Annotated in this window: 18 protein-coding genes and 1 pseudogene; 1 reads left to right on the top strand and 18 read right to left on the bottom strand. The window is 45.3% G+C overall.

All coding sequences use genetic code 11. The features are described 5' to 3' along the window. Position 1: 1 nt before the first annotated feature. Positions 2-1264 carry an ABC transporter substrate-binding protein gene (locus NQ534_RS14475; RefSeq protein WP_006864509.1) on the bottom strand — a complete coding sequence of 421 codons (1263 nt, stop codon included), beginning with the start codon at positions 1262-1264 and terminating at the stop codon, positions 2-4. A gap of 529 nt (positions 1265-1793) precedes the next feature. Next, the gene (gene tnpA / locus NQ534_RS14470; protein WP_006862666.1) at positions 1794-2255 is read right to left on the bottom strand and encodes an IS200/IS605 family transposase; all 462 of its coding nucleotides are present in this window, start codon (positions 2253-2255) and stop codon (positions 1794-1796) included. Positions 2256-2503: 248 nt separating this feature from the next. Between tnpA and NQ534_RS14465 the strand changes: the two genes are divergently transcribed. After that, positions 2504-3148 carry a YesL family protein gene (locus tag NQ534_RS14465; RefSeq protein ID WP_006863787.1) on the top strand — a complete coding sequence of 215 codons (645 nt, stop codon included), beginning with the start codon at positions 2504-2506 and terminating at the stop codon, positions 3146-3148. A gap of 31 nt (positions 3149-3179) precedes the next feature. On the opposite strand, the gene NQ534_RS14460 is transcribed toward NQ534_RS14465, so the two are convergent. From NQ534_RS14460 to NQ534_RS14385, 16 genes and pseudogenes are all read right to left on the bottom strand, one after another. Further along, positions 3180-3560 carry a hypothetical protein gene (locus NQ534_RS14460; RefSeq protein WP_143115847.1) on the bottom strand — a complete coding sequence of 127 codons (381 nt, stop codon included), beginning with the start codon at positions 3558-3560 and terminating at the stop codon, positions 3180-3182. After that, positions 3479-4288 carry an ABC transporter permease gene (locus NQ534_RS14455; protein ID WP_242655406.1) on the bottom strand — a complete coding sequence of 270 codons (810 nt, stop codon included), beginning with the start codon at positions 4286-4288 and terminating at the stop codon, positions 3479-3481. Before NQ534_RS14455 ends, NQ534_RS14460 begins: the two co-directional genes overlap by 82 nt. Next, positions 4254-4484, bottom strand: a pseudogene (locus NQ534_RS21745) (ATP-binding cassette domain-containing protein); the annotation flags it as partial. The pseudogene NQ534_RS21745 and the gene NQ534_RS14455, both read right to left, overlap by 35 nt. A 242-nt stretch (positions 4485-4726) precedes the next feature. Continuing rightward, positions 4727-5482: a hypothetical protein gene (locus NQ534_RS14445; protein WP_040784856.1), complete on the bottom strand. Its 756-nt coding sequence runs from the start codon at positions 5480-5482 to the stop codon at positions 4727-4729. Positions 5483-5484: 2 nt separating this feature from the next. After that, complete coding sequence (locus tag NQ534_RS14440; RefSeq protein ID WP_006863782.1) at positions 5485-5997, bottom strand: RNA polymerase sigma factor; 513 nt, start codon at positions 5995-5997, stop codon at positions 5485-5487. A gap of 292 nt (positions 5998-6289) precedes the next feature. After that, positions 6290-6796, bottom strand: coding sequence for a hypothetical protein (locus NQ534_RS14435; RefSeq protein WP_006863780.1), 507 nt, complete (start codon positions 6794-6796; stop codon positions 6290-6292). Positions 6797-6876: 80 nt separating this feature from the next. Continuing rightward, on the bottom strand, positions 6877-7293 hold the full coding sequence (locus NQ534_RS14430; RefSeq protein ID WP_006863779.1) for a YjdF family protein: 417 nt from the start codon (positions 7291-7293) through the stop codon (positions 6877-6879). Between the two features lie 414 nt (positions 7294-7707). Further along, positions 7708-7908 (bottom strand): hypothetical protein, encoded by a 201-nt coding sequence (locus NQ534_RS14425; RefSeq protein ID WP_006863778.1) that lies wholly within the window; start codon positions 7906-7908, stop codon positions 7708-7710. Between the two features lie 8 nt (positions 7909-7916). Then, complete coding sequence (cptIN, locus tag NQ534_RS14420) at positions 7917-8171, bottom strand: type III toxin-antitoxin system CptIN family toxin (protein ID WP_006863777.1); 255 nt, start codon at positions 8169-8171, stop codon at positions 7917-7919. A 192-nt stretch (positions 8172-8363) separates the two neighbouring features. Beyond that, positions 8364-8816: a HEAT-like fold family protein gene (locus tag NQ534_RS14415; RefSeq protein WP_040784854.1), complete on the bottom strand. Its 453-nt coding sequence runs from the start codon at positions 8814-8816 to the stop codon at positions 8364-8366. A 105-nt stretch (positions 8817-8921) separates the two neighbouring features. Further along, positions 8922-9236 carry a hypothetical protein gene (locus tag NQ534_RS14410; RefSeq protein ID WP_176944209.1) on the bottom strand — a complete coding sequence of 105 codons (315 nt, stop codon included), beginning with the start codon at positions 9234-9236 and terminating at the stop codon, positions 8922-8924. Between the two features lie 14 nt (positions 9237-9250). Next, a complete protein-coding gene (locus tag NQ534_RS14405) occupies positions 9251-10600 on the bottom strand; it encodes a plasmid recombination protein (protein ID WP_006863774.1) in 1350 nt (449 codons plus the stop codon). Between the two features lie 319 nt (positions 10601-10919). Then, positions 10920-11900 (bottom strand): AAA family ATPase, encoded by a 981-nt coding sequence (locus NQ534_RS14400; RefSeq protein ID WP_040784889.1) that lies wholly within the window; start codon positions 11898-11900, stop codon positions 10920-10922. A gap of 101 nt (positions 11901-12001) precedes the next feature. After that, entirely contained in the window at positions 12002-12379 is a 378-nt protein-coding gene (locus NQ534_RS14395; RefSeq protein ID WP_006863771.1) for a plasmid mobilization protein, read from the bottom strand. After that, entirely contained in the window at positions 12376-13461 is a 1086-nt protein-coding gene (locus tag NQ534_RS14390; protein WP_006863770.1) for a site-specific integrase, read from the bottom strand. The genes NQ534_RS14395 and NQ534_RS14390 overlap by 4 nt, the downstream gene beginning before the upstream one ends. 13 nt (positions 13462-13474) lie before the next feature. After that, positions 13475-13663, bottom strand: a complete 189-nt coding sequence (locus NQ534_RS14385; protein ID WP_040784851.1) for a helix-turn-helix domain-containing protein — start codon at positions 13661-13663, stop codon at positions 13475-13477. Positions 13664-13781 lie beyond the last annotated feature (118 nt).

Raw genomic sequence — 13781 nt, 5'->3', positions numbered from 1 at the left:
GTTATTCCTCCGCCAGCTTTTCGTTCATCTGCTCTGCCATCTGTCTGCATGCTTCCTCCATCGTCAGTTCACCGGTATAAACGCCCTTCAGAATTTCAGCGTTTTCATTCTCCCAGGCAACAGTGGAGCGGGAATACGGGCGGATTTCCATATCCTCCATCATATTCAGATATGCCTGCAGATTAAACTGGGGTGCAGAATTTACCCAGGCGTCAGAGGTGCCGGTGTATGCGGACATGGTCACGCCAAGCTCCGCCTGCTGCTTCTGCGCATCTTCAGACCCAAGGTATTCGATCAGCTGCCATGCTTCCTCCGTGTGCTCTCCGGATGCCGAAGCCGCCCAGCCAAGTCCATTGTATACAGATACTCTTCTGCCTGTTTCGGCACTCTTCGGAAGCTCTATCACATCGCAGTTTGCGCTCGTATATTCATTCTCTTTATACGCCGCCAGCATCCAGGAGCCCTGCAGAACCATTGCAACCTTGCCGGACTGGAACAGCACATCCTCGCCGTTTTCAGACATAGTTTCCAGAGACGGCATCACGCCCGCGTTAATCCATTCCTCCAGCTGCTGCATCGCTTCGATGGTCTTTTCATCGTCCCAGCCTGATTTTGTCTTGTCGTCACTGATGATATAACCACCGTTGTCATAAACCAGGTTATAATATCCCGCCTGGTTGTTGTCACTCCGTATAGCCAGACCATACTGGGAGCCGTCTTCCTTCGTCAGCTTTTTCGCCGCCTCGAACATATCGTCCCATGTCCAGTCCGTCGTCGGATAATCCAGCCCCGCCTCATCGAACATGGTCTTATTGTACCACAGCGCGATAGTATCCACGTCCTTCGGAACTGCATAATATTTGTCATTGTATGTATAAAGTCCCCAGATATCCTCCGGATAATTTGCCGGATCAATCGCGTCGCTCTCCGCGATCTTATCCGTCAGATCAAGCAGCATATCGTTCGACATATATCGTTCGCTTTCGTTGGAGTGCATCCAGAATACATCCGGAAGTGACCCGCCCTGCGCGCCGGCCTCAAGCATGGTCCAGTATTCATCCCATTTGATAACGGAAAGCTCTGTCTTGATTCCGGTCTTCTCCGTAAAGCCTGCCAGGATTTCCTTGATTCCAGGTTCCTGGTAGCTGTCCCAGATGGATACGGAAAGCGTTACGTCCGAACCGCCCTCCTCCGCATAAACGGGAACCGCTCCGATTATCATCGCTCCTGTCAGTAATAATGCTGCTGTTTTCTTGAAATTCATAGACTGGTCCTCCTTTTTGTAATAATAATTTTCTTCACAATTATATTTTTTGTGCTTTTTCTACGATTTTATTTCATCCCCGGATGACAAATCTATTATAATTGCACATAGAAAAATAATAAATGGATTTATGTAAGCATCGCATGGAAAAATGTTGGTTTTTGTACACTATGGCTTATATTCCGCCTTTTCAGACAAAATACTGTGCATTTTCCCCATTTCCCGGTTCTGGTTTTTGTATACATTGTACTTCTTTTTCACAGTTTCCTGTGCGCTGCGGATTTTATTTTTCCATGCCAGAATCCGCCCATTTCCAGGAAATATGCGCTCCGGTCGTGCAGGCGGGACACTTTACAGCCGGATTGCACTTATGCTATAATCCACAAAGTCGCTGCCACCCGTCTAACGGGTGGCTCGCGCTTCGGCTATAAGCCTTTGTTACTAGGCCCGCGTCTCAAGGCGCTGGCTCTCACTTCGTTCAAGCCACTTTGCTTTTCACTCGTCGCTGCCCCTTCAAGGGGCGTTTGTATTACCGACTACCCCTAAAGGGGTCCTCATATTCTTTCACGCTCAATTTATCCATCATAATATCCGCTCTCTCTTGCTCCTGAATGTACTTCTTTATGGTGTCCTCATTGAGACCTACTGTGCTGACATAGTATCCTTCTGCCCAAAAATGTCTGTTCCCAAATTTATATTTCAGATTTGCGTGGCGGTCAAACATCATTAGGGCACTTTTCCCTTTCAAATATCCCATGAAACTTGATACACTTATTTTGGGCGGAATACTTACCAGCATATGAATATGGTCTGGCATAAGATGACCTTCTATTATTTCAACACCTTTATAATTACAAAGTTGTTTTATAATATCTCTTAGGTCTTCTTTGTATTGATTGTAAATCATTTTTCGTCTATACTTTGGTGTGAAGACGATATGATACTTACACATCCACTTTGTATGTGCAAGTGAGTTGGCTTTCTTCGCCATTGAAATCACCTTTCCTTTCTATATAGTGGCTTGGACACCTCTATTATAGGCGTAAAGGTGATTTCTTTGTATAACAATCACCGCGCACCCGCATAGCGGGTGGTTGATATTTCGTGCGCTTTGCGCACTCAACAGGGTCGATGCCCCGCATAAAAAGAATGCGCTCCGCAGATTTCTGTGCTGCGGGCGCATGGTAACGGAACCAGACTTCTTTTGTTTTTGCAATATTTTTTACGAGGTGAACGCATATGAATCTTATGAACCAGGACAATATTGTGCATGTCATTCTGAACAAAATCGGTGATATCGTGCTTTGTAATCTGCTCTTTCTTCTGTGCTGCATTCCGGTCGTCACCATCGGTCCGTCCCTGACTGCTCTGTATCACTGCATGCTGCGCACCGTGAAGGGAAATCTGAACGGAGCAGTGAAAACCTTTTTCCGCGCATTCCGGGAGAATTTCCGCCAGTCTCTGACCGTGTGGCTGCTTATTCTGGCAGCCGGTCTGATTCTGCTCTTCAATATCCGTTTTCTCCAGAGCCGCACGGAGAGCGCAGCTCTGGCGCTGCTCTGGTGCTCCGCCGGAATCCTATGTCTCTTGTTTCTCTTTGCTCTCTATATTTTTCCGGTAATCGCCGCCTTTTCCAACAGGCTGTCCGCCCTATGCCGGAACGCGTTTCTGCTGGCGTTTATGCATTTTCCCACGACCCTTCTGCTCGCGGTCATCACCCTCCTGCCAATGTATATCACCTGCCAGGATCTGGAGCTGCTGCCTCTGTACGCCTTCTGCTGGTTCTTTTTCGGTTTCGGGCTGACGGCTTTTCTTAATTCGCTTCTGCTCTACCGCATCTTTAAAAAGCTCCTCCCTCCCGAAGAGGATATCCGGGAAGCCTGATGCAGCGCAGAAATCTCCCAGTCAGAATCCCTCAGCTGATGGTTTCTTTTCCGCGGTAGACCCGGTAAATAACCGGGACCGTCAGCAGTATCAATACTGTATACAAAATAATTAAAACCGGAACGGCACTGTATACCCTGCCAAAGATTTCATACACGTTAAAGTATTTCACTGCCTGATTCATCTGCAGAAGCTGGTCCGGAAGAAGCCCCAGAATCTTATTCAGCAGCGGAAGGCTGGTCCCGGACAGAAAGGACGGCAGAAAAATCAGGACGAATGGCACCGTCACCGCAATTACTGACGAATTGGTCTTTGCGGAAACCAGCATCGTCAGCGCCAGCATAAACAGACATCCCAGATAGCCGCCCGCCGCAACCAGAACATATTCCTGGATATTGGTAATATTGTACATGCTCTTCCGCTCATGACAGTCTGAATCGGACATTTGGCCCCGTCCGCGCCCAGGATGCCCAGAACCAGCGCCGTATAAAGCAGCATGACTGCCCAGTAAAGGACGCTGATTATCACAAGCCCTGCTTTTATTTTCGCCCATATCGCCTTATCGCGTCCATAGCGGGCAGCATAAAAGACCGCATTTGCTTTCTGCTGGAATTCTCCGGAAAAAATACCGGCACAGAGAAATCCCAGAACAAGTGTCAGAATCATGATGATAGTTGGCGCATATTGGAAGAGGCTTTTCCAGCCCGCCTGGTAATCGTAATACAGCGGCGTCTCCAGCGCTTCGTATCTGGCAATCAGATATTCCTTTTCTTTTTCCGAAAACTGGTCCTTCGCGTCATTTTCCAGCCATATCTTCAGATTATCCATGCGGTTTTGGTAAAAGCTGCCCGCATCCTCCGGCGCAAGCGAATCCGCCAGATAATAATCATAATCATTAAAACCGGCATAGGAGCAGTTCAGCAGATTCCTTATGTCCACAAAGCCCTGCTTCCTGTTGTATGCAATGTTATTCTGCCGGAAATCCTCCGACAGCGCCTCCGGTGTGTTGGAAATTTCTGCGTTTTTCTCTATGACCTTTCGTATCTTTTCTTCGGTCAGCTCCCCTGCCCATTCTTTTTTCTGTTCCCGTACCTTTGCTATGGCCGCCAGCCCGCTTTCGATATCCCCCGTCCATCTCAAAAATGTCCTTCCCATTGCAGAGAATTTCTCCCGAAGTGGGCTTCAGCAGTGTGCAGAGCATCCTCATCAGCGTCGTTTTCCCGGCGCCGTTGGCTCCGAGAAGTCCGTACACCCCATTGTTCAGCGTCAGTGTGATGTTATCCACCGCCTTCGTCTTCTGAAATTCTTTTGTCAGTTTTCTTAATTCTATTTCCATATCCGGCTCCTTTCATGCTGCCTGCGTTGTCTGCATATATTGTTTCCATTTTGCCGTGCCGGCAATTTTCGTTTTGCATGCAGGCGGTTCGGCTTTTCCAATGCTGGCAGCTTTCGTTTTGCGTGCGCAGGCGGTTCTGGCTTTTCCTGCACAGACACTCTGGTCTTTGCAGGAATCAAAACTGCGGTTACAAAGAGCTCTTCCTCTGTCCCGCTGTACTATCTCAAAGAGCTCCGTCTTTGTCAGACTATGCTGCTGTACTCGCAGAAGCTCTCACTGTTTTTCAGCGCCTGCCGGATGCTATAACAAAGATAGATTGCCGAAAATATCAGCAGTCCCATCCATACCGGTACAGAAATGCGGCTGTAAATCCTGTCCCTGAGGATTATGAATGTCCATACGGAAATCCAGATGAAGGACAGGAATAACGGTGAAATAACATTCCTGCTCCGCTTTGTATACAATGTCCGGAAACATATACAACAGGTCACATTCATTGGCAGCAGAAACTGAATTAAAATGTCCAGAACCGCAATCCGCAGAGTAAAGGCGCTTATAATAAAAAAAATACTCAGCAGACAGACATCCGCCATGCCAAACAGCAGCATCCGGGCGGCATATATTTTATTGAGGGAATAGTAAGACGCCCCCTCTATCTCCACAGCCCCGCTGCTTCTGTTTTTCCAGAGTTCCGGAAGAATCAGGATGGCAAAGCCCGGCGCCAGAATTCCCATGCAGCGCCTTTCATAAATACTGCTCTCCGACAGATACAGCCCCAGATAAAGAAGCAGCAGCAGCGCTCCCTGCGCAAACCACCAGCGTTTCTGTATATAGCCCGCCTGCTGATATAAAAATTCCATCCATGTAAGACTTCGTCGGCTCTCTGCCCTCCAGTATGCTTCCTTTGCTTTTCTGATCGTCTGCTGAAGTTTTTCCTCTTCTATATCATTCCTGTTCTGCTCCCTTGCATATGCGCACAGTCTCTCTTCAACCGTCATTTTCATTCCTCCTCTCCCAGATAACAGCCCAGCAGTTTTTTTGCTCTTCCTATTCTGTATTTGACAAGCGGAAGCCCGGCGCCGGTAATCTCCGCCACCTCTTTTAACTTCAGCTCCTGAAAATAATGCAGAATAATCACCTCCCGCAGCTCCTCCGGAAGCTTTTTCAGCGCCTGCTCCATATCTATTCTGCTCTCCGCTGCATCCATCGTGTTTTCTCCCCTGTCCGGCAGTTCCTGCGCGGGAAGATCCTGTTTCTTTTTATAACTGTCCCGGCACAGATTCCCCGCAATAACATACAGATAATTGGCAAGCTTCCCGGTATGGCGGTACGACGGAAACGCCTGGAAAAAGCGCACAAAGGTTTCCTTTGCCAGGTCCTCCGCATCCGCAATCGTATACGTGTGGGAACAGCAGTAATTCCGGATGGCGGGATAGTATTTCTTCACAAACAGTTCCATCGCCGTTTCATCCCCGTCTTTCATCTTATGAATCAAAAGAAAATCCGCATCCACGCTTTACCTCCCTCCCCGTTCTCCTCCACACGCGGTAATATTTGCACTTTCTATTATAAATAACGAATGAGCCTGGTAAAAAGATAGTCAGAACTATTATTTTTACAGAAAATGCAAAAGACGACCTGAACACCTCTTTTGCGGAAATTACAGTGCAGCGGAGGTGGACTATAATTCTCACTAAAAATGTCCACCGGACATTTTTGTCTTATGCATGGCAGCAAAAAAGGACCTCCCGTTTTCCAGAAAGTCCCCTGCCTGTTCGCTTTACTATAATACTACCATTGCTGGCTTAATAGCCAATTATCACAATACTTTTCAATGGAACCTGCATCCGGTTCGTCATATACAAAGCGTCAAAAAAATCGCACACCTTTTGGTAGTCACAACTCCTCTTGTATTTCTGCCGGACAGCAATACACAAATAATCAACATTGTGCATCAGACAGGCCTCATAAAAATCCTTCAGAAATTGATAATTCATAACTGCCCGTCCAGCTTCCACTTCTATTACCGTCTTCAGTTCTTCATTATAGGCATCCGCCTCAAAAGATAATACCGTCTTTCCATTCTCTCCATATGAAACAGGAACACGTATCTTCTGTTCTTTTTTCTTCCCCTGCTCCACAAAATATCCAAGCTGTTTAAGCCCTTCCGTAACTATGGATAATACCTCGTTACTTTGCTTTGCGTGATTTTCCGAAGAGATTTCCGGATATACTGTTTCGAATATTTTTATGATATCGTACATATGTGCTTCAATATTTCTGTATTTGGGAAAACACATCCATCGTATCATTTCAATCCCCCAATTGTTTTATAATGCAACATGATACCAACCCCATGTAAATACTGCACTTGAGAAAATCGGGGCAGACATTACCTGCCCCTGTGCTTTTCTTTCTTTTTCTGCTGTTTCAGCTCAAACTGACGCTGTTTCTCTGCCTCCCGTTTTTCACGGCCCACAGTCTTGCGTTCCGTTTTCAACTGCTCCTGCTGTAATTTCAAAGCCTGTTGCGATTTTGTACCTATCCCGGTATTCTTTACCTGCTTCCGCACTTCCTTCCGTACTCTTTTCGGATTACGGTCAGATTCTTTTACATCAGTTGCCACAGCCGGACTGAACCGCAACCGATAGTAATTTTTCAGAACGAAATCGTATATCTCGTAGTCTTTCGGCTCCGCTCCAAACGTAACCCTGCATACAGACAACTTCCCCTCAGATATGCATTCAAATACGCCTATCCAGAATGGTTCCTCAAAATATACTGTCAGCCTGCCCGCTACTTTGTCCATGACAATTCCTCCTTAATGCCCTGCGGCTGTCGCGGTATTCGTCGAATATTCCTGCAAGCAGGACATTTCTTCATTCCCCGCGCAAATTGTACTGAACAAAGAACGGACGACCCAAGGAGGGAGGGTTACTTACACCTGCAGCAGTTGTCACTGGCAGTTCCTTACGGATGCATGACAGCCATAGCGGTGCGGCCGGACTACCTACCGGCTCTGTAAGAAATGTTATCCCTTACGTTGTGTTTTTATCTCTGTTCCTTGATTTTACCATACTATCAGCGATTTTTCTACAAGAAATAAAGGGCACAGCAACCGCCATGCCCCGAATTTCTACAATTCCAACGCTCTCTCAATTTTCTGTTTCTGCCCTATCCACATGGTGCTAGCACCATGTAATTATTACCCCAACAAGAAAAGCTATCTGCGCTCTCTCAGCTTCTCTAATATCGCCATAACGTCCGGCTGCGTTGGAGTGAGCTTGATACCACGCTTTAACATACCCATAACTTTTCTCGCTTTCTGCTCAATCTCTCTGGCGGTATGCTCACTCGTCAGCATCAGATGATTTCCGGCGATTATATATTCCCGCTCTATGTATTCTTCTGTTATCGGAAACATATCCTGTATCAGAAATGCACTCTCCCGGCTGTCGTCCAGTTTGACGATATGAAGAATGTCGCAAGGTTTCCCGGTTTTTTCTCCATAATCCGTCTGTATTTGTCAATGCGGCTAGACAATGGTATCATCCAGTATATCCCGGTACTTGTATCTTCAAAACAGTAATAATGCGGTCTATTTCCAGCCCTATTACCTTTGAGATACGGGTCTGGCATATCTTCAAAAAATTTATCCTTGATAATATAAAAGCCTGTTTTCTTCATTTGCCTGTCCTCATTACGGAAAAGTCCCTCGCCTTGCGGCGAAGGACTATACTTTCAACCCAACCATTTATATACCGCATATCGGTCAGCGGTAAACTTTCAACCCGACCATTTATATACCACATATCGGTCAGTGGTAGACCTTCTTTGTACCTACATTCTAGCAAGTGCAAAGAGGAAAGTCAATAGAACTTAAATCAATTTTTGTATTTCTTTCAATGCTTTTTGAATATCCTTATAAACCAATGGTCGCATACTATTGTCATAACCAGATATATCTGCCTTATGAAGTGCTGAAAGAATATCATCCTTTAATTCCGGCTTATATTTTGCAATAATCGGCAGCAACTTGATACATTGTCTTGCTGTAATGGGCTTAACATCTGTTATGTGTTTTAAATATCTATCAATAATTTCATCAATCTTATAATCTTTATCCCATTTTGCATTATAGGCAAGTAGTGTAAGCCCTCTTGTACGAATATAAGAATTATCGTTATCAAGCATATCACTCAGCCTATCCATATAAGGATAAACACAATCCGTTTCTTCACTTTCTTTTATCAATTCCCATAATGCCTTATATGCAACATTATTATTTTTATCAAATAGTAATTCAAATATTTTTGCTATATTAGACGACATAATGTCCTCCTGTACAAGCACCGATTTATTGTTCTAAGCATAGCACATCATCACATAATTTGCCACAAGAAATAAGGAGCACAGCCGCCGCCATGCCCCAAATTCCTACCGTTTCAATGCTCTTTCAATTTTCTGTTTCTGCCCTTTCAAATCATTCTGCTTCTCATACAAGCTGTCACGTTCTTTACAGAGTGATTTCATGCGCTCCAACTGCGCCCTCACACCCTCCCGGCAATCCGGCTCTATCCTCTTATATTCCCCGATCAAACTGCGTATCTCATTATTATTTGATTTTATCTGCTCCGACACACATATCCAGTCAATCAGATTGCGTACTTCCATATCTGTATCGTACAAATCTGTTTCCGAAAGAATTTTCGCACACAGCCGAACCATGACTTTTTTCTCCATATCGGTCACTCTATCAATCCTCCCTATCTGCTCATATCAAATGCACGTTTCGGACACTTATTTACCTTTTCCGCCCGTTCCAGAGTCTTAGACCGCTCAACTATCGACAGAACCTGTTCTATGCCGAAATAGCGCTCTAATCGCCCCAAATCTGCCACTTTCTCCTGCAATCGGTCAATAGTGTTGCTCTGCTCCATGACCTTATCTGTCAGCCGGCTGATCTGCTGCTCCTGCCGGGTAACTTTATCTTTCAGTTTCTTTCCCTGTTCCGCAAGCTGGACGCATTTAATCGTTAGTGCTTTTATCGTTTCTTTCAATTTTTCCACAAGCGGCGAAGCTTTTTTATCCTTATAAGCCTTTGCAGACATCAAGGTCACTGGCTCCGGCAACTGCCACTTCTCGTCCTCATCATAGGCGTATATGTTCCGTTCCATGACCGCCTTAGATTGAACCATTTTCTCAATCTCCTGTTGTAATTTCTTCTGTTGCTTCTCCAACTTCTCATTGTCAGATAGTAGCTTTTCCTTATCCCCTGCCAGCGTTGCCGCCTGCTCCTTCAGCAAATTACTTGTTTCCGAAAGCTCCGATACTTCCTGCCGGATTGCTTCGCCCTCCTGTCGTATCTGCTCTGTTTCCTGCTCCGCTTTTCTCTGCTGAATCTGAATATTTGATAACTGCTCTTTCCCGTCAGAAATAGATTGTTCCAGTTCCGCAACTTCCTTTGCCCACTCTTTTTTCTCAAAATCCAGAACGGATAAATGCTTCTCATGTGTACCTTTTTTCTCCCAATCAATTCCATGCTCCAGCATAATAGCGGCAAGCTGTTCTTTTTCATAGGCTACCCACTGATTCCGCTCCGTTTCTCTCCTTGTACCACCTTTAAATCCAAGAGCCGATAACGCCTGTTTTAGTGACACTCTTGTGTCAAGTCCTCTCTTACTTCCTGTCGTATAAGGTACAAAATCAATATGCAAATGTGGAGTAGCTTCGTCCATATGAAGATAGGCAGCAAATACCCTCAAAGTGGGATTGCGCTGCTGGAAACCTTGCATATATTCATCAAGTACCTTTGCCGCAAGCTGTCCGTCCTCTGTTTTCGCCCCCATATCGTCCTTATTGCCTATCTGCACAATGATTTCATGGAATGGTTTTTCCTGCTTTCCACGCAGTATTTTATTGTAATAATCGTCAATCCGGCGGTCACTTCTGGTCTGTTTCTCATTGTACCGGGTGAGTGCTTCATCAAATAATTCGTGATATACGTCCTTAACATTTTCGTTGCAGTATTCCACGTTCAGACAGCTTCGCTCCGAGTCAGTATTCTTTGCATGGAATTTTCTGCTGTTATGGTTGACAGAACCTTTTCCTGTCATAAAGCTAATTGTTTGCTTCAATCAATATCCTTTCTCCCTGTCTGGGTAATCAGCGCCGGATACGGCGCATAGGCTTTCTTACTTTCGCCGAAAGTAACGCAAAAGCACTTTTGACAGGCTCCGCTCTATCAAAAGCTACCTTTGCGCTCTGCCGAGAGCTCTTCCGTCCTATGGACGGTGTGTCTTCCAGCCGCTTTATACCGCCACTTCCCGGCTCATTCAAGTTTAAGACCGCAACAACGCAAGGTCTATATCTTTTGCAACCTTGCAGATACCAAGCCCGCAAATTCTATATACTCTGCATTGTTGCGTTGTTACCTTATTCCGGTTTGATTTTATCCAGTTCCCAATACCACGAATTGTTTATCCGCTTTGCTCTGATACCTAATTCCTTTTTCGCGTTTTCAAGCGTCCGTCTGGATATGCCCTGTTCCTCCGCAAGATTGAAAATCTCATTACTCTGCATGGCGTTATTTGTTTCTGTCAGTTCCCGCAGCAGACGCTTTGCCTGCTCCAGCTTATTCGCTTTCGGAGCAATACCGCCCAACACTTCATCTGCGGTAATCTCGTAATCTCCGAGCCAGTAAAAACCGTCTTCCGACAATTCAAAGGCTTTCGGGTGTCCGAACGCCGCCAGATTGTTTTTTATCTGGACTATCGCCCTTATATTCGCTTCTCCCTCCACTCTGCCGACCAGCAGGACGCTTCTTGCTACCGCAAAAAAATCAATGGAACCCATACCCCGGTACGCCGCTTTATTTCCAGCCGCTTTGTTCATGTGCCCTACAAGTACAATGGCACATTGATATTTCTCCGCCAGAGCCGCCAGCTTCTTTGTCATATCCCTTGCTTCATTTGCCCGGTTCATATCCATACCGCCGCCGAGATACGCCTGTATCGGGTCCAAAATCAGCAGCTTCGCCTTTGTCCTTATGACCGCTTCTTCCAGACGTTCATCTATCATGGAAAGTGATTTTATGCTCTCGTCAATGACGGAAATATTTTCACAGTTCGCTCCTGCCGCCTCCAACCGGGGCTTCACCGGATCGGCAAGCCCGTCCTCCGCACTCTGATAAATCACAGTCAGCGGCTCCGTTAGCTTCATCTCGCTGTCTATGCCCTCGCCTTTTGACAGCTTCGCCGCTATATTCAGCACCAGCGTTGTCTTACCGTCTCCCGGATTGCCCTGCACAATCGTCAGTTTTCCATAGGGGATAAACGGATACCACAGCCACGCCACCTCCTGCGACTGTATCTCCGACATTTTAATCATCTGTAATTCTGTTCTGGTTCCCTCCATAAAGTCCTCCATTTCTGAAAAATTTCATTGTCACTGGAAGAAACCCCTGCTATACTTGAATTGTGATTGTTGATAGCAGAGGTTTTCCAGTTATCACAGCCCTAACAGTTGCCGCTGTCGGGGCTTTTTTCTTCGCCTTGCCACAGATACTTTGCACCGTCCAGCATCCAGAGAATTGCTTTCAGCATATCTTCATAGGCTTCCTGCAAATCTCTCATTTCTTCGGAAGTAATCTCCGGCTTTTTGCTATCAATTTGCTCCGCCAGTTCCACCAGCCGATTTTCCATTTTCTGCAACCGTTCCACAATCTGATAGACCGTTTCTTTCTTGCCTACCACGCACACCCGGTTATAAATGCAGGAACGGACAAAATAATCTTTTTTCTTCATGCCACTTGCGAAAATCTTTGCTTCGATTTCTTCCCGCTCTCTGGGAGAAATACGGAAACTGATTGTCAGATATTTGTGTGTGCCACTCATTCCTCTGCGCCCTCCTTAAATTCTTCATTCAGCAATTTTGCCATTTGTGTTTGCTTTGTCGGGAACATATGAGCATAGCGATAAGTAATATCCACGCTTTCATGCCCCACCCTGTTTCCAATTGATACCGCCGAAAATCCCATGCTGATAAGCAGCGATACATGAGAATGTCGAAGATCATGGATTCTAATGCGTTTCACTCCCGCTTTCTCTGCCCCTCTCGTCATTTCATGGTGCAGAAAACTTTTTGTCAGATGAAAGATACAATCAGTGGGAAGAATCCCGTACAATCTGCCGATATAATCTTTCAGTTCTTCACATAAGAAATCCGGCATACTCACATTTCGCTTGCTTTTCGGCGTCTTTGGGTCTGTAATTACGTCTTTACCCTCCAACCACTGATAAGATTTTGTTATCCGAATGACCTTGTTATCAAAATCTATATCTTGCGGTGTGAGGGCTAACAGTTCACCCACTCGTAAACCGCACCAGTACAATATCTGAAATGCATGGTAGGAATACGGTTTATCCTTTACTGCTTCAATGAATTTCAAATAATCCTCTTTTGTCCAGAACAGCATTTCCTCCGCTTTCCCCTTTCCCAACGGCCCCGCCTTTACAACAGGATTGCTATTCAGTTCATAGAACCGTACCGCATGATTGAACAGTGCGCTCAATTCTGATTGCAAAGTTTTCAAATAAGTCGGAGCATAAGGCTTTCCTTTTTCATCACGATAGGAAATCTGTTCATTCTGCCACTGGATAATATCTTTCGGACGAATATCACGCATTTTCTTGTCCTTGAAATAGGGCAGCAACTTTGTCCTCAAAATATGCTCTTTTGTCAGCCAAGTATTTTGTTTCAGCTTCGGCTTCATATCTCTTGTGTATGCCTGAACAAATTCATCAAAAGTCATATCCAAGTCAGCCGCTTCTTTCATGCGAAAATGCCGCTCCCACTCTGTCGCTTCCCGTTTAGTCTTAAATCCCCGCTTGACTTTCCGACAATTCTTACCAGTCCAATCATAGTAGTGAAAGGACACATACCACGTTCCCCGCTGTTCATCTTTATACGCCGCCATAATCTCACTCCTTTCAATTCGCCTGCGCCATGCCATAAAATTTTTCTTCATAGTATTTTCTGCTTACTCGTCCGGCGATTGTGATAAATCCTTTTTCTTCCAGTTCTTCATTCATCTGCCGTACCAGCTTATAAGCAAATGGTTTGGAAACGCCTAAATCCTGCGCCACTTCTCCGGCTGTTACAAATAAATCATTTTTCAAATACACGTCCTCCTTTTTATTTTTTAACTTTTTTGTTAAACTTTGTATTTTCAGTATACTTAACATTTTTGTTATTGTCAATAGCTTTTTTGTTAAATTTATCTTTTTTATTAAATTT

The sequence above is a fragment of the Marvinbryantia formatexigens DSM 14469 genome, from assembly GCF_025148285.1.
In the GTDB taxonomy this organism is placed as follows: domain Bacteria; phylum Bacillota; class Clostridia; order Lachnospirales; family Lachnospiraceae; genus Marvinbryantia; species Marvinbryantia formatexigens.
This window is presented reverse-complemented; position numbering and strand designations above follow the sequence as displayed.